At 72.1% G+C, this 25,344-nt stretch carries 19 protein-coding genes and 1 pseudogene; 14 read left to right on the forward strand and 6 right to left on the reverse strand.

The window, feature by feature from the left end:
• Positions 1-153: 153 nt before the first annotated feature.
• From RBJ65_RS09490 to RBJ65_RS09505, 4 genes are all read left to right on the forward strand, one after another.
• Complete coding sequence (locus RBJ65_RS09490; protein WP_306321622.1) at positions 154-783, forward strand: DUF1266 domain-containing protein; 630 nt, start codon at positions 154-156, stop codon at positions 781-783.
• A 28-nt stretch (positions 784-811) separates the two neighbouring features.
• Positions 812-4,831 carry an ATP-binding protein gene (locus RBJ65_RS09495; RefSeq protein WP_306321623.1) on the forward strand — a complete coding sequence of 1,340 codons (4,020 nt, stop codon included), beginning with the start codon at positions 812-814 and terminating at the stop codon, positions 4,829-4,831.
• A 73-nt stretch (positions 4,832-4,904) separates the two neighbouring features.
• Positions 4,905-5,402 carry a MarR family winged helix-turn-helix transcriptional regulator gene (locus tag RBJ65_RS09500; protein ID WP_306332121.1) on the forward strand — a complete coding sequence of 166 codons (498 nt, stop codon included), beginning with the start codon at positions 4,905-4,907 and terminating at the stop codon, positions 5,400-5,402.
• A 166-nt stretch (positions 5,403-5,568) separates the two neighbouring features.
• Positions 5,569-7,659, forward strand: a complete 2,091-nt coding sequence (locus RBJ65_RS09505; RefSeq protein ID WP_306321625.1) for an MMPL family transporter — start codon at positions 5,569-5,571, stop codon at positions 7,657-7,659.
• Positions 7,660-7,702: 43 nt separating this feature from the next.
• On the opposite strand, the gene RBJ65_RS09510 is transcribed toward RBJ65_RS09505, so the two are convergent.
• The gene (locus tag RBJ65_RS09510; RefSeq protein ID WP_306321626.1) at positions 7,703-8,740 is read right to left on the reverse strand and encodes a M36 family metallopeptidase; all 1,038 of its coding nucleotides are present in this window, start codon (positions 8,738-8,740) and stop codon (positions 7,703-7,705) included.
• Between the two features lie 131 nt (positions 8,741-8,871).
• On the opposite strand from RBJ65_RS09510, the gene RBJ65_RS09515 reads away from it, so the two are divergent.
• Entirely contained in the window at positions 8,872-9,462 is a 591-nt protein-coding gene (locus RBJ65_RS09515) for a GNAT family N-acetyltransferase (RefSeq protein WP_306321627.1), read from the forward strand.
• On the opposite strand, the gene RBJ65_RS09520 is transcribed toward RBJ65_RS09515, so the two are convergent.
• Positions 9,459-12,662 carry an NACHT domain-containing NTPase gene (locus RBJ65_RS09520; RefSeq protein WP_306321628.1) on the reverse strand — a complete coding sequence of 1,068 codons (3,204 nt, stop codon included), beginning with the start codon at positions 12,660-12,662 and terminating at the stop codon, positions 9,459-9,461. The genes RBJ65_RS09515 and RBJ65_RS09520 overlap by 4 nt on opposite strands.
• A 419-nt stretch (positions 12,663-13,081) precedes the next feature.
• Between RBJ65_RS09520 and RBJ65_RS09525 the strand changes: the two genes are divergently transcribed.
• The 8 genes and pseudogenes from RBJ65_RS09525 (at position 13,082) to RBJ65_RS09560 (ending at position 19,808) form a co-directional block, all read left to right on the forward strand.
• Positions 13,082-14,779 carry a nitrite/sulfite reductase gene (locus RBJ65_RS09525; protein ID WP_306321629.1) on the forward strand — a complete coding sequence of 566 codons (1,698 nt, stop codon included), beginning with the start codon at positions 13,082-13,084 and terminating at the stop codon, positions 14,777-14,779.
• Positions 14,776-14,970: a hypothetical protein gene (locus tag RBJ65_RS09530; RefSeq protein ID WP_306321630.1), complete on the forward strand. Its 195-nt coding sequence runs from the start codon at positions 14,776-14,778 to the stop codon at positions 14,968-14,970. Before RBJ65_RS09525 ends, RBJ65_RS09530 begins: the two co-directional genes overlap by 4 nt.
• On the forward strand, positions 14,967-15,677 hold the full coding sequence (locus RBJ65_RS09535) for a phosphoadenylyl-sulfate reductase (RefSeq protein ID WP_306321631.1): 711 nt from the start codon (positions 14,967-14,969) through the stop codon (positions 15,675-15,677). The genes RBJ65_RS09530 and RBJ65_RS09535 overlap by 4 nt, the downstream gene beginning before the upstream one ends.
• Positions 15,678-15,691: 14 nt before the next feature.
• The gene (cysC, locus tag RBJ65_RS09540) at positions 15,692-16,258 is read left to right on the forward strand and encodes an adenylyl-sulfate kinase (protein ID WP_306321632.1); all 567 of its coding nucleotides are present in this window, start codon (positions 15,692-15,694) and stop codon (positions 16,256-16,258) included.
• Positions 16,255-17,190, forward strand: a complete 936-nt coding sequence (gene cysD / locus RBJ65_RS09545; protein WP_306321633.1) for a sulfate adenylyltransferase subunit CysD — start codon at positions 16,255-16,257, stop codon at positions 17,188-17,190. The genes cysC and cysD overlap by 4 nt, the downstream gene beginning before the upstream one ends.
• A 2-nt stretch (positions 17,191-17,192) precedes the next feature.
• Positions 17,193-18,542 (forward strand): sulfate adenylyltransferase subunit 1, encoded by a 1,350-nt coding sequence (locus tag RBJ65_RS09550; protein WP_306321634.1) that lies wholly within the window; start codon positions 17,193-17,195, stop codon positions 18,540-18,542.
• Positions 18,543-18,581: 39 nt separating this feature from the next.
• Positions 18,582-19,058, forward strand: a pseudogene (locus tag RBJ65_RS09555) (hypothetical protein); the annotation flags it as partial.
• A 3-nt stretch (positions 19,059-19,061) separates the two neighbouring features.
• On the forward strand, positions 19,062-19,808 hold the full coding sequence (locus RBJ65_RS09560) for a sirohydrochlorin chelatase (RefSeq protein WP_306321635.1): 747 nt from the start codon (positions 19,062-19,064) through the stop codon (positions 19,806-19,808).
• A 22-nt stretch (positions 19,809-19,830) separates the two neighbouring features.
• Here the strand turns inward: RBJ65_RS09560 and RBJ65_RS09565 are convergent, their stop codons facing one another.
• The gene (locus RBJ65_RS09565) at positions 19,831-20,817 is read right to left on the reverse strand and encodes a helix-turn-helix domain-containing protein (RefSeq protein ID WP_306321636.1); all 987 of its coding nucleotides are present in this window, start codon (positions 20,815-20,817) and stop codon (positions 19,831-19,833) included.
• A 72-nt stretch (positions 20,818-20,889) separates the two neighbouring features.
• On the opposite strand from RBJ65_RS09565, the gene RBJ65_RS09570 reads away from it, so the two are divergent.
• Positions 20,890-22,149, forward strand: a complete 1,260-nt coding sequence (locus tag RBJ65_RS09570; protein ID WP_306321637.1) for an MFS transporter — start codon at positions 20,890-20,892, stop codon at positions 22,147-22,149.
• A 117-nt stretch (positions 22,150-22,266) separates the two neighbouring features.
• On the opposite strand, the gene RBJ65_RS09575 is transcribed toward RBJ65_RS09570, so the two are convergent.
• From RBJ65_RS09575 to RBJ65_RS09585, 3 genes are all read right to left on the reverse strand, one after another.
• Complete coding sequence (locus RBJ65_RS09575) at positions 22,267-23,280, reverse strand: ketopantoate reductase family protein (protein WP_306321638.1); 1,014 nt, start codon at positions 23,278-23,280, stop codon at positions 22,267-22,269.
• Positions 23,281-23,304: 24 nt separating this feature from the next.
• Positions 23,305-23,859 carry a DUF1697 domain-containing protein gene (locus RBJ65_RS09580; RefSeq protein WP_306321639.1) on the reverse strand — a complete coding sequence of 185 codons (555 nt, stop codon included), beginning with the start codon at positions 23,857-23,859 and terminating at the stop codon, positions 23,305-23,307.
• An 84-nt stretch (positions 23,860-23,943) separates the two neighbouring features.
• Positions 23,944-25,155 carry a S8 family peptidase gene (locus RBJ65_RS09585; RefSeq protein WP_306321640.1) on the reverse strand — a complete coding sequence of 404 codons (1,212 nt, stop codon included), beginning with the start codon at positions 25,153-25,155 and terminating at the stop codon, positions 23,944-23,946.
• Between the last annotated feature and the right edge of the window lie 189 nt (positions 25,156-25,344).

Genomic DNA, 25,344 nt, shown 5'->3' on the forward strand with positions numbered 1-25,344 from the left:
TCGACGGTGCCCACGCCGCGGGGCTCCGCCCCGGACCCCGCTGCTCAATCGCCGCAGGGGCTTGAATTGCCCGAACCGGCGCAGGGGTCGAATTGCTCGGACCGGGGCAGGGGCTTGATTTGTTCGGGCACGGTTTCGGTACTGTCCACGCCCATGTTCTTCACACTCATCAAGCCGAGGACACGACGCGCATACCGGACGCCTCTCACCCCGCACCAGCTCTGGATGGTGTCCCTGAGCGCACCCGTGCGCCCGGAGAAGGGTGCTTCGCGCACCGCGCTCTACCCGTTCACCCGCATCGACGAGGAGAAGGCGCGGCGGCGGCTGGTGGGGCAGTGGGAGGTGGGGACGCGGGACGAGTTGATCGGGCGGCTCGGTGTGCTGGCGCGGTCCGGGTTCCGGGAGCAGGCCCGCGCCCGGGTCGGCGTGGAGCCGCTGGCGTGGGACATCGCCCTGTACGCGGACGCCGTACGGTGCGGGTTCGGCTGCGGTCTGCTCTCCGAGGCGGACGCGTGGACCCTGTTGAAGAACGTGGTGCCGAAGGTGGCGGGCACGTACGACACATGGCGGGAGTACGGCGACCACTACCTGCTCGGCCTCTCGGTCTGGCGCGAGGGTGTGCGGGGCACGCCGTTCGAGGAGTTGCTCGCTCCGCAGGACGTCGCGGACGCGCATGTGAAGGGGATGCTCGATCCGGGCAACCGCAAGAGCCCCTGGAACCGGGCGCCTTGGGACACCATCCGGCGGCCGGACCGACTCCGGGCCGCGGCCCCTGGTGCCTAAGCTGTCCCTGGAAAGCACAGGGGGCGGCATGCGGCATCACAACACCCACAACTCCGTGACCGGCACACAGGTCGACGGGGCGCTCGTACAGGTCGGCGGATCGGTCGGGCAGCTGACGGTGCACACGGGCACCGGCGCACCGGAGTCCGCGGAACCGGCCGACGCGTGGGCGGCCGCGGTCCGCGACGCGGGCGTGTGGCGGCACGTGCCGCACCACCGCGACCTCGACCCCTGGCGGGACGGCGCCGTGGCCGTCGCCGAGCGGCTCGCCACGCTGCGGGACGCGGGCGAGGCACGCCTTGCCGACGACCCGTGGCAGGACCCGGGATTCGCGGGCCGGTTCGCCGAGCGGATGGAGTGGCTGCTCGGTGAGCCGGGGCCCGCGGGCGGCGCCGGTCTCGACCTGTACCCGGCGGAGGCGGCCCTGGCCGCGCTGCTGCCGTTCCTCTACCGCGTGCACACGCTCGAGGCGCTGGTCGCGGCGCGCGACGTCGAGCCGTGGGAGCTGGAGAGCCGTCCCGCCGCCGAGCCCCGGCGCGCCTCGTTCGAGGCGTACGCGGCCCGCTACCGGCTGCTCGTGCAGCGCGCCCGGCTGCGTCCGCGGGCGGCGCCGCCGCTCGGCTGGTGGCTCGCCCACCGCTGGCTCGTGCACCACGGCGAGGACGTGTCCCCCACCCACGTACGGAACACCCTGGCCGCGATCGGCGCACCGGCCGATGCGCTCGGCGACGCGCTCGACCCGGCCCGCGTCGCCCGGCTGCTGCACGGCATCCGGCGCGGCCCCGACGTGTGCAACCCGGACTTCCTCGCCGCGCTGCCGACCGACGAGGGGCTGCGCGGGCCCGGCCAACAGCGCGTGCGTGAGCAGCGGTTGGCGCTCATCGCGGCCGTGGGCTTCGCGCTCGCCGCCGAGCCGACCGCGCTGCCGGACGTCGTCGCCGAGCACCTGGGCATCCCGCACCCGGTCCGCCTCGACCAGCTGCGGGACACGCTGGCGCGCAGCGCGCTCGGCGGCTCGCGCGATCTGCCCGTGCTGCGCGCCGAATGCCATCACGAGGCCGTGATCGAGGCGCTGCACGCGTACGCGGGCCGGGTCGACGAACTGCTGCGCGCGGTGCGGCGGACCGCCGAGGAGCGGGTCGCCCTGCCGTTCCCCGCGCTGCCCAGCCACCTGTCGTCGGACGGCGTGGTGCCCGCCGAGGACGCGTTCACGAGCTGGGCGAGCTTCCGGCTCGACGAACGGCGGGTGCGCGATCTGCTGATGGGCGAGCAGCTCTACAAGGACCGTGATCTCGCGCTGCGGGAGCTGTACCAGAACGCCCTGGACGCCTGCCGCTACCGCCGGGCGCGCACCGAGTACCTGGACCGGGTCACGCCGGGCGCGACGTACGACTACGCGGGCCGCATCACGTTCGAGCAGGGCGTGGACGACGACGGGCGGGCCTTCGTCGAGTGCCGGGACAACGGCGTCGGCATGGGCGAGGCGGAGTTGCGCGGGGTGTTCTCGAACGCGGGCGCGCGGTTCGCCGAGCAGCCGGACTTCCTGGACGAGCAGGCCGCCTGGGAGTCGGTCGAACCGCCGGTGCGGCTCTACCCCAACAGCCGTTTCGGCATCGGGGTGTTGAGCTACTTCATGCTGGCCGACGAGATCCGGGTGACGACGTGCCGGATGGGACCCACGGGCGCGGTGGGCCCGCTCCTTGAGGCGTCGATCTTCGGTCCTGGCCATCTGTTCCGGATCGCGCGGCCGGCCGACTGCGGGGCGGAGCCGGGCACGACGGTCCGGCTCTATCTGCACGCGCCGTCCGAGGGCGCCCCGGCGCCGTCCTGCCCTCGGGTGCTGCGCAGGCTGCTCGGTGTGGCCGAGTTCGCGACGAGTGCGCGGGACGGCGAGTACGAGGAGGAGTGGGCGCCGGGCGAGTTCAAGGCGGCGGCCGAGCCCATGGACGGCCCGCAGGGCGGCGGGCTCGGCACCACCGGTCGTGGCGATCTGCTGCCGTGGCCCGGCGCCCCGGAGGGGGTCCAGCTGTTCTGGTGCGAACGAGGCGGGGACCTGCTGGTCGACGGGCTGGTCGTACAGCCGTCGGTGCGCGGCGGCGCCGTCTCCCAGCGGCCGAACGGCCTCACCGGATTGATCGTGAACCTGACGGGTCCCAGCGCCCCGCGCCGGCTGTCCGCAGACCGCCTTCAGGTCCTCGACGACCTGCGCCCGTTCCTGGCGGACCTGGTGCGGGAGGCGGCCGTGCACCTGGTGTCGGCCGGCCCCGAGTTCCTCGGCTTCGCGTGGCTGTGCAGGGCCGCCGACGGAAGCGTCGTGACCGCCGACCTGATCGCCGAGGAGTGCGTACGGCAGCACCGGACGATCGGGGTCCGCGACCGGCGGGTCGACACCGCACGGGCCGGCTGCCTCCCCATGGACGCCGCCCTGGTCCGTCCGGCGCTGACCTATTACGAGGCGTCGGGCCCCAATTCGATGGCCGACGACCACCCTTCCGTTCCCGATCACATCTTCCTGTGGCGGCTGCTGGCGCACGACACGCACCCGTCCCTGCCGGAGCTGAAGCGACTCTGCCCGGAACTGGCCGCCCCCGTGGACCTGTTGCCCGCCCTCCCCTCGGACCAGCTTCTCGTGGACAAGCCCTCGTACAGCTACCGTCTCGGCACGGCCTCGACCTGCGACACGCTCCTGGACCTCGCCGTGGCGCTGGCGGCGTCGCCGCGCCAAATAGCCGAGCGGGCGGCCCTGTTGGGACTCCACGGCCTTCCCCCGGATGCCTTTCCCCACGAAGTCCCGCGGAGTTCGGCGGAGGGGACGACCGCCTCGAAGCGGGCGGCCGCCGTGATCGAGCGGCGCCGCCCGCTCACCGCGACCGGACTCGTCCGGGAGGCGGACGTTTCCGGGACCACCGTCGCGGAAGTGGCCCGGCTGCGTGCGGCCGAGGGCGCCGTCATCCCGCCCGAGGCCCTGGAGTGCGCCCGTGCGGCGGAGGCGGACGAGGAGTTGTTCGCCCACCTGGCGGAGCACGGCGGGGACTGGCTCCGGACCGACCGGCGCGTGCATCCGGGAGTCCTGGCGGAGCTCTCCTTCGACCTGGACACGACCGTGTCCGACGTGTGTGCGCGGCTCGTCCGGTGCGACCTGGAGGCGGACGGCACGGGGCTGCCCGAGGAGCCGTGGGAGGAGCTGCCCGCCCTGCTCAAGCAGTGGCCACTGGCCATGAACACGTGGCTCCCGCTGGACGAACCCGTGCCCGCCCTGGACATCCTGACCGCCGCCGAGAGCCTGGAGATCACCCCGGCCGAGGCCATGGACTGGTTCGCCGGGATGGGCTTCCCGCTGCCCGCCCCCTTCCCCGACATCCACCCCGACGACGTCTCCCGGGCCATCGATCTCCTGGCGGTCGACGAGGACGAATTCGGCGACGTGGGCCCCGCGCTGCGCCCCGGCACCCCCGTCCCCTACGTCCATCTGTTCACGGTGGCCGCACGCCTGGAGGAGCCGCTGGGCGAGGTCGCGCGGCAGCTGCGCGCCTTCGGGCTCAAGGTTCCACGGACCGGCCCCACCCGTTCCGCCGGGACGCACGAGCTGGACGACGAGCTGTTCCGGTGGGAAGGGCCGCTGTACTGGGGCGAGACGAGTCCGGGCAAAGCCCTCCCCTATGCCCACGTCCTGGGCGCCGCCCGCGCCCTGCTGCGGTCGCCCGCCGAGATCGCGGCACGGCTGCGCGCCTGGGGCGTCCCCCTGTCGTGCACCAAGCTGCCGCGGGGGCTCTCCGAACCCAACGCTTTGATGCTTCTGACGGACGACGCCGACGAACTGCTCACCACCGACGACGACATCGACTTCGAGATGCTCGTCCGCAAGTCCCGCGCCATGCACGAGCCGGTCGCCCGGGTGCACGGCTGGCTCACCGCCCTCGGCCTCGACGCCCCCGACCCCGTCGAAGCCATCAGGACCGCCCTGCCCCGGGTGCCCCGCCGCCCCGACCGCCCCGACCGGCCCACCGACCGAAGCCGCACGTCAGGCGCGCCGAGGCAGCCCGAGTAAGCTGGCGCACCCTCGTACAGGATCGAGCGGACGGCGCCGGGCGGGCGCCGTCCCACGCGAAGGGAATGCCGTGGTGGGCGTGGGTGGACGGGCCGGGAAAGCCGACGAAGGGGCCGCCGCGTCCGCGCCATCGGACCTGCGGCAGCTCGCGGTGGAGCTGCGCCGCCTCAACGGCGAACTCACGCGGGTGGTGCACGGCTTCGCCACCGGACAGGACCTGCACCCCACTGACGTGCAGGCGCTCGCCGTCGTCCTGGACTCCGCGGAGCCCGTCACCCCGAGCGTGCTGCGCCGCCGCCTCGGCCTGACGTCCGGCGCGGTGAGCGCCTGCGTGGACCGGCTCGAACGCGCCGGTCATCTGCGGCGGGTGCGGGAGAGCCGGGACCGGCGGGTGGTGCACCTGCAGTACGTGCCGGGCGCGCAGGCGCGGGCGCGGAAGTACTTCGGCCCGCTCGCCGAGGCGGCCGACCGGGTGCGCGGCGACTTCAGCGCGGCGGAACTGGACGTGGTGGTGCGGTTCCTGGGCTCGCTCAACGAGCAGCTCTCCGAGGTCGAGAGCCCCCGCACGTAGCGCGCCGCCGGACACGGCACGGGCGGAGACCGCATCCGCGGGGGCGGGCGCGACGGAAGACACGACGTGTGCCACCATCCCGGACAACAGATAACTCAATCATCGAGATACTTTTTGATTGAGGCTTTCCGCTCAAGACCGCCCGGCTGCCTTCCTTGGGAGAACCATGCCCCGCACCCACCGGCGCGCCCGCTGGCTCGTGCCGATCGTCCTGCTCTTCGGCTGGCTCGCCATCGGCGGCACGCTCGGCCCGTACGCGGGAAAACTCGGCGAGGTCGCCACGAACGACCAGGCGGCCTTCCTGCCGCGGAACGCGGAGTCCACCCGCGTGATCGAGGCGCAGCGCGCCTTCAGCGAGGACGAGACGCTCCCGGCGATCGTCGTATGGACCGCCGACGGCGGGGGCAGGGTGGACGGTGACCAACGGGCCGCCGCCACCGGCGCGTTGGCCTCGCTCAAGGGCGAGCCCGGCATCGTCGGCCAGGTGTCGCCCGCCCTGCCGTCGAAGGACGGCGAGGCCCTGGAGGGTGTCGTACAACTGCGCCCCGACCTGGGGGACCGACTCGCGCCGACGCTCGACGAGATCGAGTCCGCGGCGTCGAAGGTGCCGGGTGCGACGGCCGAGGTCGCGGGGCCCGCGGCGAGTCAGGCCGATCTGTCCGACGCCTTCGCCGGGATCGACGGGCTGCTCCTGTCGGTCGCGCTCGCGGCGGTCCTGGTGATCCTGATCCTGGTCTACCGCAGCGTGCTGCTCCCCTTCGTGATCATCATCAGCGCGGTGTTCGCGCTGGGCGCCGCCTGCGCCGTCGTCTACGCGCTCGCCGACCACGACGTCGTACGCGTCGACGGACAGGTGCAGGGCATCCTGTCGATCCTGGTCATCGGCGCCGCGACCGACTACGCGCTGTTGCTCACCGCCCGCTACCGCGAGGAACTCGCCTCGGGCGCCGACCGGTTCGCCGCGATGCGGGCCGCGCTGCGCCGCTCGTCCGGGGCGATCGTGGCGAGCGCCGCGACCGTCGCCCTCGGCCTGCTCGCCCTGCTGCTCAGCGACCTCACCAACAACCGGGCGCTCGGCCCGGTCGGCGCCATCGGCATCGTCTGCGCCGTCCTCAGCACCCTCACGTTCCTGCCCGCCGCCCTGGTGCTGCTCGGCCGCGCCGCGTACTGGCCCGCGAAGGTGCGCGCCGACGACGGTTCGGGCGCGGGGCACGGGGTGTGGCGGCGCGTCGCGCGGGCGGTCGAGCGGGCGCCGCGCAGGATCTGGGCGATCGCCCTCGCCGGCCTGCTGGCCTGCGCCGCCTTCGCCCCCACCCTCGACTCCAAGGGCGTGCCGCTCGACGAGATCTTCGTCAACGACGCGCCCTCGGTCGCCGCGCAGGCCACGCTCGCCGAGCACTTCCCCGGCGGCTCCGGCAACCCGGCCGTGGTGATCGCGGACGCCGGGCACCGGGACGCGGTCGTCTCGCGGGCCGAGAAGGTCGACGGTGTCGCGAGCGCGACGGTCCTCACCGAGCAGGGGCGGCCCGGCGGCGGCCCGGCCCGCGTCGTGGACGGCAAGGTGCGCGTCGATGTGACGCTGAAGGATCCGGCCGACAGCGACGCGGCCAAGGAGACGGTCGTCCGGCTCCGGACGGCGCTGCACTCCGTCGACGGCGCCGACGCCCTCGTCGGCGGCTACACCGCGCAGCAGTACGACACCCAGCACACCGCCGAACGCGACCGCACGCTGATCGTTCCCGTGGTCCTCGCCATCATCCTGGTGATCCTCGTCGGGCTGCTGCGGTCCCTGATGATGCCGCTGCTCCTGGTGGCGACGGTCGCGCTCAACTTCGTGGCGACGCTGGGCATTTCCTCGCTCGTCTTTGAGCACGTGTTCGGCTTCACCGGCACCGACGCGTCCGTGCCGCTGTACGGGTTCGTGTTCCTGGTCGCGCTCGGCGTGGACTACAACATCTTCCTGATGTCGAGGGCCCGCGAGGAGTCCCTGCGGCACGGGGTGCGGGAGGGCATCCTGCGGGCGCTCGTCGCGACGGGCGGCGTGATCACGTCGGCCGGTGTGGTGCTGGCCGCGACGTTCGCCGCGCTCGGCGTGATCCCGCTCGCCTTCCTGGTGCAGATCGCGTTCATCGTGGCCTTCGGCGTCCTGCTCGACACCCTCGTCGTGCGCTCGCTCCTGGTCCCCGCGCTGGTCCGGGACATCGGCCCGAGGTCCTGGTGGCCCGGGCGCCTCGGCCGCGGCGGCGACGCGGACTGAGGCAACCCGGACCCACAGTGCTCGGGCTACGGTGCGCGGGGCCTCAGACGCCCGGGATCCCCCGGTCGGCGAAGGCCTTGCGCACCGCCGCCTCGGCCCCGGCCCCGTACATCTCCTTCGCCTTCGCGATCGTCGCCTTCGCCGCCGCCTCGAAACTCGTGTCCGGCGCGAAGTCGAACTGGGCGTTCACGATGATCCGGTCGGCCGTACGGGCGCCGAGCGCGCGCCGGATGTCGTACAGGCCCCGCGACCAGATCTCACCGTCCGCGTGCACTTCGCCGACCCGGTCCGCGTACGTCTTGTCGGTGTCAACACGCCGCAAGCAGTGGGGAGTTGATGACGTGTACGAGACGGAGTCCCAGTCGGCGACGCACGCCAGGTCGGTCCTGCGCGGCCAGCCGTACCGGGCGTCGGCGGCGGCGCCGACCTCGACGGCGAGGTAGTCGCCGAACGCCTCGCCGATCGATCCGGCCTCCAACGACGTACCGAATCCCGGGACTTGGGCGTTGTGGACCGCGTGCCCGTACTCGTGGACGACGACCTCCGCGTCCTCCGCGTCGTCGACGCCGCCCTTGCCGAAGCGGATCTCGGCCTTCTTGTCGGTGAAGAAGGAATTGTCGGCGCCCCACTGGTTGATGCGGACGGGCTGGGCGCGGTCGTTGGCGCCGGGGAGTTCGCTGCCGAAGCCGAGTGATTGCAGGTACTCCTGCGCCTCGTTGACCCAGAAGTAGGCCATCACCTGCTCGAACTGGTCGTCCTGGCGGGTGTACGTACCGGCGTCCGCGAGCTTCGCGGCGGCGCCGGTCTCGGATCTGACGTAGGCCCACTTCCCGGACAGGCCGCCGCTGCCGTCGAGATTGCGCAGCGCGGCCGTCGCGTACTGCGCGTCCGGGACCGCCGTCGCGGAGTCCTTGGCGTCGGTGAGGGACTGGTCGCCCGACGACTGGACCGGGTTGACCATGAAGATCCGGGCGGCCTGGTCCTTCGCGGGCGCGGCGAGGGCGGGGGACGCGAGGGTGGCGAGGGCCACGGTGAGGGTGGCCGCGGCGAGCGTGGCGCGGGGCAGGCGACGACGTGACATCGGTACATCCTCCGGCTGGGCTGGGACGAGCTGGGACGGATGTGGGGGGTGGTGCGGCTGGGCGCTGCCGGATCTTCCCGCATCCTGGGCAGCCTTGGCCATAGCCCGTCGGGCGTGATCCGATGAGCCGCATGAGCAGCAGCGACACCATCAGCGTCACCACCTGGTCCCTCGAACAGACCTCGCCCGCCGACCTGCGCCCCGCGACGCCGCCGGAGGGCGACGACGTGCGCGTCGTGCGCGCCGAGGTCCCCTCCCCTGAGTTCAGCCGGTTCCTGTACGCGTCCGTGGGCGGCGACATCCGCTGGATCGACCGGCTCGGCTGGAGCTACGCGCGGTGGCAGGAGCAGCTGTCGCGTCCGGGGGCCGAGACCTGGGTCGCGTACGACAAGGGCACGCCTGCCGGGTACGTGGAGCTGGACGCGCAGGACGACGGGGTGGTGGAGGTCGTCTACTTCGGCCTCATTCCGGCGTTCCGGGGGCGGCGGATCGGCGGGCATCTGCTGTCGTACGCGGTCGCGCGGGCCTGGGACCTGGCGGAGCGGTGGCCGGACCGGGAGCCGACGCGGCGGGTGTGGCTGCACACGTGCAGCAAGGACGGCGAGCACGCCATGGCGAACTACGAGCGGCGCGGGTTCAAGGTCTTCGACACGAAGGTCGAGGTCGAACCGGACGTACCGACGCCGGGTCCTTGGCCGGGGGCCGGGGTGGTGGCGGGCTAGCCCGCCGTAGCCGAGACCGCGACGTTGCCGGTGACGGCGGTGTCGGCCGGGCCCCTGAGGAGGTCGACGAGGCCGCGCAGTGGGGTGTTGAAGCGCCGCCTGAGTTCCCGCGCGCGGGAGTTCAGGCGGAGTCCGCGCCACGTGGCCAGCGTGATGAGCAGGACCGCCGCGCCCGCGGTCCACACCGCGCCGACCGTGCCGACCGCCTCGTGCAGGCCGACCCAGGCGTACGTGACCGCCGCGGGCAGCAGGCCCAGATTGGCCAGGGCCATCCAGAAGTCGATGTCCATGTAGGCGAACTCGGACACCAGCGTGAACGGCGTCAGGACCCCGTACTCGGCCAGCTCGTCGGCGTCGGTCAGGGCCCCGCGCACCAGCAGCACCAGCCAGCCGACGGCGAGTTGCGCGAGCGCGAGCCAGGCCAGCCAGCCGGGGCCCCAGGGCTGCCCGCCGAACGCCGCGGCGCCGGCCCGCCAGGCCGCGTATCCGGAGACGGCGAAGCACACGGCGAGCACCAGGCGGTAGTGCCAGCTCCGGTCGAACTCGTATCGGTACTGGCGGTCGAGCGCCGGCGAAGGACCGCCGCTGCGCTGCCACTCCGCGACGCTGACCTGGGGTCCCATCAGGAGCGTCCACACCGCCGTGAAGCGCCGTTCGACCGGAAGCGAGCGGAGCAGGTCGGCGCGGAACGCGGAGATGCCCACCGAACGCAGTACCTTGAGGCCCAGGTCGGCCAGGTACTCCGAGGAGTAGCTGCGTGCGCCGCCGGCGCCGGCGCGGGGGCCCCGGTCGGCCCAGTACAGCACGTTGCTCACTTCCCACGTCTTGACGCCCGCGGGGTCGTCGAGGTCGAACCGGATGCCCGGGTAGGACGCCAGCCGTGCGGCGACGTCCGACAACTCCCCCGCGGCAACGGGATCGAGGTCGGTGACGGCCGTCCTCGGCGGCTCCTCCCCCTCCGGGGTCACCATCGCAAGGGCCGTCGCGAGCCGCGGATCGAGTACGACGCCTTCGGGCAGCGTCTGCCGCGTCGCGCGCGTGAGGACCTGCGCGATCCTCGCGGCCACCCCGATCAGCGGGTCGTCCTCGCGGGTGGCGAAGGGCTGCCACACCCAGGCGGAGTCCGAGATCACCCGCCGCGGCACGGCCGGGGCGTGCTGGGCCAGCTCCTGTTCGATCTCGCCGTCGGCGAGCAGGTGGCCGAGGTAGGCCGCGGCAGCCGACTCGTCCGCCGGGGGCGGGCCCTGGAACAGCGCCTCGCACAACGCCAGCGCCGCGGCCGGTGTGCGGATCAGCCACAGGCCGCGGGCCGCTCCGGGCAGCCCGTCCCGCATGGCGCCGGTGAGGGCGGGGACCGCCAGGTCGCCCATCGACGTGAGCGCGGAGAGCGCCACCGGGGTCGCGCCGAGGCGGGTCGCGAGGACCTCCGCGGCCTGCGGCACGTTGGTCGCGGCGAGCGCGCGGAGCGCCGCCTCCACCCTTTCGGCGCCGATGCCGCTCACGTCCCCGCGGGCGATGAACTCCAGGATCCCGAAGACGCGGGGCCCCGGCTCCCGCCGGTCCGCGGCGACGACGCCGAACGCGGACGCCACGGCCCTGCGGTCGGCGTCGGTGTCCTCCGTGCCGAGCCCGGCCTGGAAGGCGTCGATGATGCGGTCGGCGAGCCGCGGGTCCACGACGTACGCGTCGGCGAGGCACTGGAACGCCAACACCGGTTCGTGGTCGAGGACTTCGCGCACCACGTCGGTGCAGTCGCGGGCCGCGACGCCGCACCAGAGGCGCACCGTCTCCCGCCAGGTGGCCGGGTCGCTCCGGTAGCGGCGCAGCAGCCCCTCGGGAGTGGCGGCGAGTTCGTTGGCCGCCAGGTACTCCTGCAGCGTGAGGTGCGCGAACTGGTAGCGGACGCCGCCGTCGATGGGCAGCAGCAGGCCGGTGCGCTCGACGATCTCCTCCAGCACGGCCTGCGCCTGCTCGCCCGGGCGCCGCTGATCGACCAGCGCCTCCTCCAGCACTTCCAGTACCCGGCTCTCGGCCAGGGCGAGGCGGTCGTGGACGCCGATCGGTACGTCCTGCGCCGCCAGGGCGAGGCGCTGCAGGACGCCCCATTTCACCGGGGACGAGAACCGCGGGATGCGCTGCCGGTCGTCGAGGAGGCTGCCGATGACCTCTTTGTAGAAGTCGGCGCGGGTGTGCGGGAGGGTGTCGCCGGTGGCCGCGTACACCGTCGAGTACAGGTAGGCGATCATGGTGAGCAGCAGCGGGTTGCGGGCCAGCGGCATCAGCTGCGGGGTGTCGCGCAGCGCGCCGAGGAGCCGGTCGACGGTGTCGCCCTCCAGGGTCTCGGGCCAGGGCCAGCCGCGCAGGAAGCGGCGGATGAGGTGTTCGTCGAAGTCCTCGACGCGCAGCACCTGGTCGAGGCCTTCCTTGAGTTCCCCTTTGTAGACGGCGGCGCGGCAGGTGACGACGGTGCGGCAGCCGTCGTGGTCCTTGGCGAACTCCCGGATGGCGTCGGCGACCTGGCGGCGCCGCTTGGCGCCCGCGACCTCGTCGAGGCCGTCGAAGTAGAGCACCATGTCGCCGTCCGCGAGGCGCCGGTCGAGCCAGCGGTCGGCCTTGGGGAAGGCGTTGGCCGCGAAGTGGTCGACGATGTGGCGGCGCAGGTCGATCTCGCCGTCGAGGTTGACCTGGTGCAGCTTGATGAGGACGGGGATGCGGTCCAGTTCGCCGAGCGGGGCGCGGGCGGGGACGCGGCGGCCGTACCAGGTGCGGCGGCTGCGCGCGTCCGGGTTGTGGCGCTCGCGGGCCCAGGTCAGGACGGCGTGCTTGAGCAGCATTGTCTTGCCGGCGCCCGGTACGCCGAGGACGAGGGTGCGGCGGGCGTCGCCGAGGGAGGCGCCGGCCGGACGCTCGCCGTGCTGGTCGTCGCTGACGGAGAGCGGAACGTACACCGACTCCATGTCCATCTTCTGGGACGTCTCGGCGCGGAAGGAGACGTCGACCTCGCGGTGCTCCTCGTAGACCTTCGCGATGTAGCGGCGCAGCGCCTTGCGGGCGAGGAGGCCGCGGCCGACGATCCAGCCGAAGAGGAGTCCGCCGAGGTGGTCGAGGAGCTTGCGCAGTGAGTCCTTGAGCTTGCCGACGACGACCGTGATCGCGATGGTGCCCACGATCAGCGCCCAGGTCTGCATGTCCTGCCACATGTCGCCCCCCGTTGGCCCGGGCGCCAGAATAGAGCCGCTCGTCGCCGCCCCGCCACGGTCCTGCGCCTGTCATGTGACCCACGACACGCTGTTTCACATTTCGAGACCATTCCGTCCGCATCCCGGACAATGCTGGACCGGGCCCAAAGTCCCGTGACACGCTTCCGTCATGTCTACAGCTGGAACCGCCTTGGTGAGTCGACGCCACGTCGACTTCGGCCGCATGTCCAGCGCCATCTGTCCGGCGCGCTGATCCCTCCAGCACCGCCGATCTCTCGCCACACCTGATTCCCTGCGCACCGCCGCGCCCCCGCGCGAAGTGTGCAGGTCAGAGCCTCCCGCCCGTCACCCGACCGCCGCCCCTCAACGAGGCGCTGCGCGCCGCCCCACCTTTTTGCCTGCCTGAAGGACGATTCTCCATGGCTGCCTCCCCAGAGACACCTACCCCCGTCACGCCCCGCCGCAAGGTGAGCCGTCACCGTGGCGAGGGCCAGTGGGCCGTGGGCCACTTCACTCCGCTCAACGGCAACGAGCAGTTCAAGAAGGACGACGACGGTCTCAATGTACGGACACGTATTGAGACGATCTACTCCAAGCGCGGTTTCGACTCGATCGACCCCCAGGACCTGCGCGGACGCATGCGCTGGTGGGGCCTTTACACCCAGCGCAAGCCCGGCATCGACGGCGGCAAGACGGCCGTCCTGGAGCCGGAGGAGCTGGACGACCGGTACTTCATGCTGCGCGTGCGCGTCGACGGCGGCCGGCTGACCGTCGCGCAGCTGCGCGCGATCGGCGAGGTCTCCGAGCAGTACGCGCGGGGCACCGCCGACATCACCGACCGGCAGAACATCCAGCTGCACTGGATCCGGATCGAGGATGTGCCCGCGATCTGGGACAAGTTGGAGGCCGTGGGCCTGTCCACGACCGAGGCCTGCGGCGACTGCCCGCGCGTGATCATCGGTTCCCCGGTCGCCGGGATCGCCGCCGACGAGATCATCGACGGCACTCCGGCCGTGGACGAGATCCACGAGCGGTACATCGGCAGCAAGGAGTTCTCCAACCTGCCGCGCAAGTTCAAGACCGCGATCTCGGGCTCGCCTGTCCAGGATGTGGTCCACGAGATCAACGACGTGGCGTTCGTGGGTGTCGAGCACCCCGAGCACGGGCCCGGCTTCGACCTGTGGGTCGGCGGCGGCCTGTCCACCAACCCCAAGCTCGCGCAGCGGCTCGGCACGTGGGTGCCGCTCGACGAGGTGGCGGACGTCTGGGCCGGTGTCGTCGGCATCTTCCGTGACTACGGCTACCGGCGCCTGCGCAACCGGGCCCGCCTGAAGTTCCTGATGGCGGACTGGGGCGCGGAGAAGTTCCGGCAGATCCTGGAGGACGAGTACCTGGAGCGGAAGCTCCTCGACGGCCCGGCGCCCGCCGAGCCCTCGCAGAAGTGGCGCGACCACATCGGCGTGCACCAGCAGCAGGACGGCCGGTTCTACGTCGGGTTCGCGCCGCGCGTCGGCCGCGTCGACGGCACCACGCTCACGAAGATCGCCGAACTGGCGGGCGCGCACGGCTCGGACCGGCTGCGCACCACCGTCGAGCAGAAGATGATCATCCTCGATGTCGCCGAGGACCAGGTCGACTCGCTCGTCGCGGGCCTGGAGGCGCTGGACTTCCAGGTGAAGCCCTCGCCGTTCCGGCGCGGCACGATGGCCTGCACCGGCATCGAGTTCTGCAAGCTGGCCATCGTCGAGACGAAGGCGCGCGGCTCGCAGCTCATCGACGAACTGGAGCGCCGCCTCCCGGAGTTCGACGAGCCGATCACCATCAACCTCAACGGCTGCCCGAACGCCTGCGCCCGTATCCAGGTCGCGGACATCGGTCTCAAGGGCCAGCTGGTCCTCGACGACAACGGCGAGCAGGTCGAGGGCTACCAGGTGCACCTCGGCGGCGCGCTCGGCCTGGAGGCCGGCTTCGGCCGCAAGGTGCGCGGCCTGAAGGTCACGTCGGCCGAACTGCCGGACTACATCGAGCGGGTGCTGAAGAACTACGAGGCGGGCCGCGAGACCGGCGAACGCTTCGCCACCTGGGCCGCGCGCGCCAGTGCGGAGGCCTTGTCGTGAGTGAGCGCGCCGCCCCGTTCTACTGCCCGTACTGCGGCGACGAGGACCTTCGGCCCAGCGAAGAAGGTCACGGCGCCTGGGAATGCGCGGCCTGCAATCGAGCCTTCACGTTGAAGTTCCGCGGCCTGCTGACCAGCGGTCTCCAGACCAAGGGACTTCAGCGCAACGACGGTGGAGGGGAACAGATATGACGACGGCTCAAGCCCCTACGGACACGGACGAGTTGAAGGCGCTCGCCGAACAGGCAGGGCGCGACCTGGAGGACGCCTCGCCGCTGGAGATCCTCCAGTGGGCCGTGGACACCTTCGGCAAGAAGTTCTGCGTGACCTCGTCCATGGAGGACGCGGTCGTCGCCCACCTCGCCTCCCGCGCGATGCCCGGCGTGGACGTCGTGTTCCTCGACACCGGCTACCACTTCGAGGAGACCATCGGCACCCGGGACGCCGTCGAGGCCGTGATGGACGTCAACGTCATCACGCTCACGCCCCGGCAGACCGTCGCCGAGCAGGACGCCGAGTTCGGCCCCAAACTGCACGACCGCGACCCGGACCTGTGCTGCGCGATGCGCAAGGTGAAGCCGCTGGAGGAAGGGCTCACCAAGTACGCCGCCTGGGCCACGGGCCTGCGCCGCGACGAGTCCCCGACCCGCGCCGACACCCCGGTCGTCGGCTGGGACGAGAAGCGCCGGAAGGTCAAGGTCTCGCCGATCGCCCGCTGGACGCAGGACGACGTCGACGCGTACGTCGCCGAGCACGGCGTCCTCACCAACCCGCTCCTGATGGACGGTTACGGCTCCGTGGGCTGCGCCCCGTGCACCCGCCGCCTCCTGGAGGGCGAGGACGCGCGCGCCGGACGGTGGGCGGGCAGCGCAAAGACCGAGTGCGGACTGCACGGCTGAGGCGGCCCGAACTCATGGAACAGACACAGACTTTGGAGAACCAAGTGACCGGAGCCACGATCTGGCTCACGGGTCTGCCGTCCGCCGGCAAGACCACCATCGCGTACGAGCTGGCGAACACGCTGCGCGCCGAGGGCCGCAAGGTCGAGGTGCTGGACGGCGACGAGATCCGCGAGTACCTCTCGGCGGGCCTCGGCTTCAGCCGCGAGGACCGGCACACGAACGTGCAGCGCATCGGGTACCTCGCCGAACTCCTCGCCCGCAACGGCGTGTTGGCGCTCGTCCCGGTCATCGCCCCGTACGCCGACAGCCGCGAGGCCGTCCGCAAGCGGCACCAGGCCGGCGGCACCGGATACCTGGAGGTGCACGTCGCGACGCCCGTGGACGTGTGCTCCGACCGCGATGTGAAGGGCCTGTACGCCAAGCAGGCGGCCGGCGAGCTGACCGGCCTGACCGGCGTCGACGACCCGTACGAGGCCCCCGAATCGCCCGACCTGCGCATCGAGTCGCAGAACCAGACCGTGCAGGAGTCCGCGGCAGCGCTCCGTGCGCTGCTCACCGAGAGGGGTCTCGCCGCATGACGACCGTAGCCACAGTGACCGAGGACACCGATTCCCCGTACGCGCTCAGCCACCTGGACGCGCTTGAGTCCGAGGCGGTGCACATCTTCCGCGAGGTGGCGGGCGAGTTCGAGCGGCCGGTGATCCTCTTCTCCGGCGGCAAGGACTCCATCGTCATGCTGCATCTGGCGCTGAAGGCCTTCGCCCCTGCCGCGATCCCCTTCTCCCTCCTGCACGTCGACACCGGGCACAACTTCCCCGAGGTCATCGACTACCGCGACCGCACGGTGGCCGAGCACGGCCTGCGCCTGCACGTGGCGTCCGTGCAGGAGTACATCGACGCGGGCAAGCTGCGCGAGCGCCCGGACGGGACGCGCAACCCGCTCCAGACGGTGCCGCTGACCGAGAAGATCCAGAGCGAGAAGTTCGACGCCGTCTTCGGCGGCGGGCGCCGCGACGAGGAGAAGGCGCGCGCCAAGGAGCGCGTGTTCAGCCTCCGTGACGAGTTCTCGCAGTGGGACCCGCGCCGCCAGCGCCCCGAGCTGTGGCAGCTGTACAACGGCAAGCACGCCCCCGGCGAGCACGTCCGCGTCTTCCCGCTGTCCAACTGGACCGAGCTGGACGTGTGGCAGTACATCGCCCGCGAGAACATCGAGCTGCCGGAGATCTACTACGCGCACGAGCGCCCGGTCTTCAAGCGCAGCGGCATGTGGCTGACGGCCGGCGACTGGGGCGGCCCGAAGGACGACGAGACGGTGGAGACGCGGCAGGTCCGCTACCGCACCGTCGGCGACATGTCCTGCACCGGCGCCGTCGACTCCGACGCCACCACCATCGACAAGGTGATCGCCGAGATCGCCGTCTCCCGGCTCACCGAGCGGGGCGCCACCCGCGCCGACGACAAGATGTCCGAGGCCGCGATGGAAGACCGCAAGCGCGAAGGGTACTTCTAGACATGACCACCCCCACCTCCGCCGCCGAAGAGCTGGCCGGGCTTTCGGCGACGACGCTGCTGCGGTTCGCCACGGCCGGTTCGGTCGACGACGGCAAGTCCACGCTGGTCGGCCGCCTGCTGCACGACTCCAAGTCGGTCCTGACGGACCAGTTGGAGGCCGTCGAGCTGGCCTCGCGTTCGCGCGGCGCCGCCGAACCCGACCTGGCGCTGCTCACGGACGGCCTGCGCGCCGAACGCGAGCAGGGCATCACCATCGACGTCGCCTACCGCTACTTCGCCACGCCCCGTCGCCGCTTCATCCTCGCGGACACGCCGGGCCACGTGCAGTACACGCGGAACATGGTGACCGGCGCCTCGACGGCCGACCTCGCCGTGGTCCTCGTCGACGCCCGCAACGGCGTCATCGAGCAGACCCGCAGGCACGCCGCGGTGGCCGCGCTGCTGCGGGTGCCCCATGTGGTGCTGGCCGTCAACAAGATGGACCTCGTCGACTACGAGGAGCAGGTCTTCGCGAAGATCGCCGAGGAATTCACCGCGTACGCCGGGAAGTTGGGCGTCCCGGAGATCACCGCCATCCCGATCTCGGCGCTCGCGGGCGACAACGTCGTGGAGCCGTCCGCGAACATGGACTGGTACGGCGGCCCGACGGTCCTGGAGCACCTGGAGACCATCCCGGTCAGCCACGACCTCACGAGCTGCCACGCCCGCCTCCCCGTCCAGTACGTGATCCGCCCGCAGACCGCCGAGAACCCCGACTACCGGGGCTACGCGGGTCAGATCGCGGCAGGAACGTTCCGCGTCGGCGAGTCGGTGACCGTACTGCCCTCCGGCAAGACGTCGAAGGTCGCCGGAATCGACCTGCTGGGCAAGGCCGTTGACGTGGCGTGGACGCCGCAGTCGGTGACGCTCCTCCTGGAGGACGACATCGACATCTCGCGCGGCGACCTGATCGTGCCGAGCCACGACGCGCCCGCGACCTCGCAGGACATCACGGCGACGGTGTGCCACGTGGCGGACACCCCGCTCACCGTCGGCCAGCGCGTGCTGCTCAAGCACACCACCCGTACGGTCAAGGCGATCGTCAAGGAGATCCCGTCGCGGCTCACGCTCGACGACCTCTCCCAGCACCCCTCCCCTGGCCAGCTGGTCGCCAACGACATCGGCCGGGTCAAGGTGCGGATCGCCGAGGCGCTCGCCGTCGACTCCTACGCGGACTCGCGGCGCACGGGCTCCTTCCTCCTCATCGACCCGTCGGACGGCACGACGCTCGCGGCGGGCATGGCGGGCGAGTCCTTCGCCTCGGCGGAGGACCCCAAGTCCCTTGTGGACGAGGAGGGTTGGGACTTCTGAGTCCCGGCCCTGATGACCATGGCGACGACGCACGCGGCACTGCTCGGCTATCCGCTCGCCGTGACGATCGGCACGCTGCTCGGGTTCGCCATGGCCCGGGTGGCGTTCCTCCGGTCGGCGATCGGCCCGGTCCTGACCGGGCTCCGGTCGCTGCCGGCGGTCGTGTGGGTGCCGGTGGCGGTGCTGTGGCTCGGCCTGGACGACGCGGTGATGTACGCCGTGTTCGTGCTGGGGGCGGCCCCGGCCGTAGCGGGCGGCGTGGGCGCCGACTACGTGTCCGGGCTCAAGCAGGGCTGGGCGTTCTCCTGGCGCGCACTACTGGCGGCGGAACTCATCGCCTCATGGGACTCCTCCCCTGACACCCTGCCGACGGTCCTCCTCGCCGCCCTCCTGGTCCTGACCGTCGGCATCGCCGTCGACCTGCTGCTCTTCACCCCACTCGCGAAGCGAACCGGCCTCGCGAAGCGAAACCGTCCCGTGAAGCGAAACCGCGAAGAACTGGAACTGAGCGACTGACCCATGCGCCCCTCCCCCGTACTCCTCGTCATAGCCCACGGCAGCCGCGACCCGCGCCATGCCGCGACCGTGCACGCCCTGGTGGGCGAGGTGCGCGCGCAGCGGCCCGACGTGCGGGTGGAGACGGCGTTCCTGGACTTCAACGTGCCGTCCGTTCAAGGGGTGTTGGAGTCACTGGCGGCGGAGGGGGTGCGCGACGTCGTGGCGCTTCCCCTCCTCCTCACCCGCGCCTTCCACGCGAAGGCGGACATCCCGGCGGTGCTGCGCGAGGCGCCGCGCGGCCTGCGGATCCGCCAGGCGGAGGTCCTCGGCCCCGACCCACTCCTCGTCTCGGCCCTCGAACGGCGCCTGTACGAGGCGGGGTTGAGCCCCGCAGACAAGCCCACGACCGGGGTCGTCCTGGCCTCGGCGGGCTCATCCGACCCGGAGGCGATCGCAGTGATCGCTGAAATCGCGCGGGAGTGGCGGCACACCGGTTGGTGCGCCGTGCGGCCTGCGTTCGCCTCCGCATCCCTCCCGCGCACCGAGGACGCGGTGCGCGAACTGCGGGCGCTGGGCTGCGAGCGGGTGGCGGTCGCGCCGTACGTCCTCGCGCCGGGGCGCCTGCCGGACCGGATCGCGGCGGGCGCGGACGCCGCGCGGGCCGACGTGCTCGCGGACGTACTGGGACCGGCGCCCGAGGTGGCGCAGGTCCTGATCGAGCGTTACGAGGCGGCCGCCGTGCGGGAGTTGCTGGCCATCGGCGCCTGAAGCCCGCACAGCCACCCGCCGCTCACCCGCACAACCGCTCCCCCAACTCACTGCGCCCGTACCGCACGCTCCGCCCGCTGCGCGTCCGCAGCAGCAGCCCGGCGTCGTAGAGGACCGACAGGTGCTGGCTGACGGCGCCGGGGGTGACGGCGAGGCGGTGGGCCAGCTCCGTCGTCGACGCGGGTTCGTCGAGGAGGCGCAGGATGCGGGCGCGGGCGGCGCCGAGCAGCCGGGTCAGGGCCTCGCCGGTCGCCGGGGGCGGGGTCTCGGAGATGGTGGCCCGGCCCCGGGCCGGATAGCTGAGCAGCGGCGGCAGTCGAGGGTCGATCATGGTGTGGGCGCCGTGGCAGAAGAGCGTGGGGACGAGGACGAGCCCGCGGCCCTCGATGCGGATGTCGGCCTTCGGCCAGGCGTACAGGCTGTCGCGCGGCACCAGGGTCAGCACGTCGCCGTGCCACGACAGGCGCTGGTCGAGGCCGGTGAACAGGCCGTCCACGCCCGCGTCCGCGAGCACCTTGCCGCGGTACGTGAGGTCGGCCTCCAGAACGGACTGGACGCGCGGCCACCAGTCCGGGGCGAGGCACTCGCGCCAGTACGCCTCCAACGCGTCGGCGATGCGCTGCCGGAAGCCGCCGGGGTCGTCAAGTCCCTTGCGCAGCACGGACGGCAGCCGATCGAAGGTCGTGTCGTACGCACCCGTGAACTCGGCCGCGAGGCGCTCCGGCGGGACGGCGCGGATCTCGGCGAACTGCGCGTCGAGGCTCGGGCGCGGGCGGTCAGGGCGCGGGGTGAGGTAGTCGGGGACCCACAGGTGGGGTGCGACGAGCGCGCCGAGGAGTTCGGTGTCGAGGCGCTCGTAGGCGGGGGCGAGGCGGCGCAGCCAGGGCCGCTGGTGCGGGTAGCGGGCGGGCTGCCGCCAGCAGCGCAGCGAGTAGACGGCTTCCTGGAGCGGCGAGTACGCGAAGGACGTACGCGCCAGGTCACCGACGCCGAACCGGAACTCGATCACTCCACCCTCCCCATGGTTTAGCCGGAGGCTAAAGGAATACCCCGGCCCCCGGAACCCCGCTTCGCTATGGCCATGACCACTTCACCACCCCGCCCGACACCTCCCTCGACCCGCTTCGGCGGGATGCTGCCCACGGTGCCGGTGCTGCGCGGCCTCTCGCTCCTCACGCTGCTGAACGCGTTCGGGCGCGGCCTGTTCTTCCCGGTGAGCGTCCTGTACTTCACGCGGTTCGTGGGCCTGAGCGCCACGTCGGTGGGTGTCGGCCTGACGGTGGCCGGGGTGTTCGGGCTCGCGGCGGGGGTGCCGACGGGGCGGGCCTCGGACCGGTGGGGGCGGCGGCCCGTGCTGACCGGCCTGTGGATCGGGTGCGGTGCGGCGCTGGCGGCCTACACGCTGATCGGCTCGTACGCCTCGTTCCTCGTCACGGCGATCTGCTACGCCACGTTGAGCCAGGGCGGCACGGGGGTGCGCAACGCGCTGTACGCGGATGTGCTGCCGGCTCACCAGCGGGTGGAGGGGCGGGCGCATCTGCGGATGGTGACGAACGTGGGCATGGGCGTGGGCGGCGGTTTCGGCGCGCTGGCGCTGCAACTCGACACCCGGGCCGGGTACACGACGCTGATCCTCGTCGACGCGGCGGCGTTCGTCGGCTCGGCGCTGATGGTGCACCGGCTGCCGGGCGGCGCGGGGCGACGACCGGCGGCCGACATCCCGCCGGAGAGCCGCTGGCGCGCCGTCCGCGACCTTCCCTTCCTGGCGGTGACGTTCCTGAACGCCGTACTGGCCCTGCAGTACAGCCTGTTGGAGGTGGGCCTGCCGCTGTGGATCGCCCAGCACACTCAGGCGCCGCGCTGGACGGCGGCCCTCGTCGCGATCCTCAACTGTGTGCTCGTGGCGCTGCTCCAGGTGCGGGCGACGCGCGGCGTGGAGAACCTGCCGGGCGCGGTACGTGCCATGCGCCGCTCGGGCCTCCTCCTGGCCCTGTCCTGCGCGTTCTTCGCGTACTCGGCCGGGCTCTCGCCGCTGTGGGCCCTGGGGGTCCTGGTGGTGGGCGCGGTGGTGCAGGTGCTGGCCGAGGTGTTGCAGGCGGCGGGCGGCTGGACCGTCGGCTACGGCCTGGCCGACTCCCGCGCACAGGGCGTCTACCAGGGCGTCTTCAACTCCGGTCAGGCCGCGGCCACGATGGCGGCCCCCGCCCTGGTCACGGTCACCGCGATCCAGCACGGCACGGCGGGCTGGGCCGTGCTCGGGGCGCTGTTCGTGGTGGCGGGCCTCGGCGTGGGGCCCGCCGTGCGGTGGGCCCGGCGGGACGCGACCTGGCGCGGCGAATGAGCCGCACGACCAAGCCCCTGCGGCTCCTCCAAGCCCCTGCGACGATTGAGCAGGCTTTGGCCTTTCAAGCCCCTGCGGCGATTGAGCAGCGGGGTCCGGGGCAGAGCCCCGCGGCCGTCACCCCGGGTGACCGCCATCCACCCTCGCCACCAGCTCACCCACACTCATCGCCCCGGCCGGACGGCCCTCCCGTACCGCCTCGTTGGCGAGCTCCTGCAACACGTCATTGACCGGCGTCGCCACCCCGTACAACCGCCCGAGAAGCGCGATCTCACCGTTGAGGTAGTCCGCCTCGATGCTCCCGGCGCCGCGCTGAAGCGACTGCCACGAGGAGCCGCCACCGCGCGGCGCCCCGTCGAACGGCTCGAAGCGGATCTTGTCGGCGCGCGCGGCCTTCTCCTCGTCCTGACTCGCGTACGCGATCCCGGCGGCGGCCAGCACCGCCTCCCCCTCGGCCCGCGCCCGCCCGACGAGGGCGAGCGCCTCGTCGCCCGCGAGCACCCCGGAGACCGCCTCGATCGCGTTGGCCAGATTGGCGAGGAGCTTCGCGTACTTCCAGCGCATGACGTCGTCGACCACCGGCGCCGCCAGCAGCCCCTTCTCCAGGTCGGCGGCGACCGCCCGCGCGGTCTCGTCGCTCCCGGACGGGTACCGGCCGATGTGCAGCATCCCGGAGAGCGGCGCCCCCTGGGCCCGCACCACGCCCGGCTCCACGAACGTGGCGGGCAGCCATACGCACATCCCGTAGACCCGCTGGAACGTGCGCAGCGCGAGCCGCTCGCTCTCCACCCCGTTCTGCGCGCAGACCAGCGGCAGCCGCCCGGCCGCCGTGCCGCCGCCCTCGACGGGCCGGGGTCCCCACGCGGCGAGCGCGGCGGCGCTGTCCTGGGTCTTCACGGCGAGGATCAGCACGTCGTCGGCGCGCAGCGGACCAAGCGCCTCCGGCCCGTCCACGACCGGGAGTTGGTGGGTGTGCGGCCCGTCCGGTGTCTCGACGCGCAGCCCCTTGTCGCGCAGCGCCTCGTACTGCCTGCCGCGCGCGACGAGCACGACGTCACCGTGCCCGGCCTGGGCGAGCCGCCCTCCGATGACGCCGCCGACCGCTCCTGCTCCGATGATGATGTAGCGCATGCACCGACCTTTTCACGGTCGCGTTCACCGTGGGGCGGTGAGCTCCACGAGTTTGGTCACCGTGTTCCAGTTGCGGCTCGTCGCGACGAGGCCCTTGACGATCCCCGGCCGGGACAACTGCACACCCAGCTTCGAAACCCCCAGGCCCTTCGGGGCGTAGAGATAGAGGGCGCGGTCGCCGAGCCGGAAGTCCTCGGGGGCGTACGCGGCCGGGTCCACGGCGGCGAACCGGTCCGCCGTCACCGGCTCCGAGAAGTACGTGACGTGCAGCTGCTTGGCCTCAAGGTCGGCGGCCGGGAAGGGGCAGGCGTCCCTGACGGACTTCAGGTAGGCGTGGTCGCGTACGAGAACGTCGACGGCGAAGCCGAACGTGTCGGCAACGGCCCGCTCGACGGCGGCGGCGTGCCGCGCTTCGTCGCCGTCGGCGGCCGCGAAGGTGACGTTGCCGCTCTGCAGGTACGTCGTCACGTCCTCGTACCCCAAGTCGGCGAAGAGGGGCCGGAGTTGGGCCATCGGGACCTTCTTCGCCCCGCCCACGTTGATGCCGCGCAGCAGGGCCGCGTACCGGGTGATCGTCATGCGCACACGATAGGGCGGCCGCCGTGCCCCGTGGGGGTGGGCACGACGACCGCCGGTCCTCTCGGTGTGCCGGGGGTGCCGGAGTTACTCGACGACCTTCAGGAGCTTGTTCGCGGTCCCGTCCGACGCGTTCTTGATGGCGTCGGGGGTGGCACCGTCGGTGAGCGCCTTCGAGACGTCGGCCGGGGTGGCGTCCTTGTGTCCGGCCAGGTAGACGGCGGCGGCGCCGACGACGTGCGGCGTCGCCATGGACGTACCGGAGATGGTGTTGGTGGCGTCGTCGCCGGTGTTCCAGTCGGACGTGATGTCCGATCCAGGCGCGTAGATGTCCACGACGGAGCCGTAGTTGGAGAAGTCCGACTGCTCGTCGTCCTTGGTGGAGGAGGCGACGGTGATGGCCTCCGGGACGCGGGCCGGGCTGGACTGGGAGGCGTCCGTCGACTCGTTGCCCGCCGCCACCGCGTAGGTGACACCGGAGTCGATGGACTTCTTGACGGCCGCGTCGAGCGCTTCGTCCACGCCGCCGCCGAGCGACATGTTGGCGACGGAGGGGCCCTCGTGGTTCTCGGTGACCCAGTCGATGCCCGCGACGACCTGCTCGGTGGTGCCGGAGCCCTGGTCGTCGAGGACGCGGACGGCGACGATCTTCGCCTTCTTGGCGACGCCGTGCGCCTCACCGGCGATGGTGCCGGCGACGTGCGTGCCGTGCCCGTTGCCGTCGTCGGCGTTGTCGTCGCCGTCGACCGCGTCGAAGCCGGAGGAGGCCCGGCCGCCGAAGTCCTTGTGGGTGGTGCGGACTCCGGTGTCGATGACGTACGCGGTGGCGCCCTCGCCTGCGCTGTCCGGGTACGTGTACTTGCTGTCGCCCGCGGTCTCGGCCTGGTCGATGCGGTCAAGGCCCCACGACGGCGGGTTGTCCTGGGTGGCGTCGATGTGGAACTTCTTGTTCTGGACGACCTTCGCGACGGAGCCGTCGGCGGCGAGCCGCTTGGCCTCGGTGTCGGAGAGGCCGTTCGCCGAGAAGCCGTTGACGGCGGAGCTGTAGTTCCGCTTGAGGGTGCCGCCGTACTCCTTGGCGAGGTCCTTCTTGGCGGTGGCACCCGCCTTCTGGTCGAGCAGCACGATGTAGCTGCCGGACACGGCGCCCTTGGCGTCCTGCCCGTAGACCTTGCCCTCGGCCGGGGCCGCGTTGGCGAACGAGCCGGTCAGAAGGGTGACGCCGACCGCGGTGGCAGCGGTGGCTATCGCCGCGGTGAGCTTGATGGCGCCGAAGCGCGCACGCTGGTGTGTAGCCATGAAGAGGGATCTCCTCGTGGTGTGTGGGGGGATTGCCAGCGCCCCAGGACGAACCTTCGTGAAGGTTGTCAAACTCCGGAAGATGTCCGGGGGTTGAGACGAAACCCTGACCGATTGACGCGATCAGATCAAGACCTTCATCCACCTGTGACACGCTCAACAAGGTTTCGTAATAACAAAAGGGGCGGT

This window comes from Streptomyces sp. KL109B (assembly GCF_030766935.1).
Taxonomy (GTDB): Bacteria; Actinomycetota; Actinomycetes; order Streptomycetales; family Streptomycetaceae; genus Streptomyces.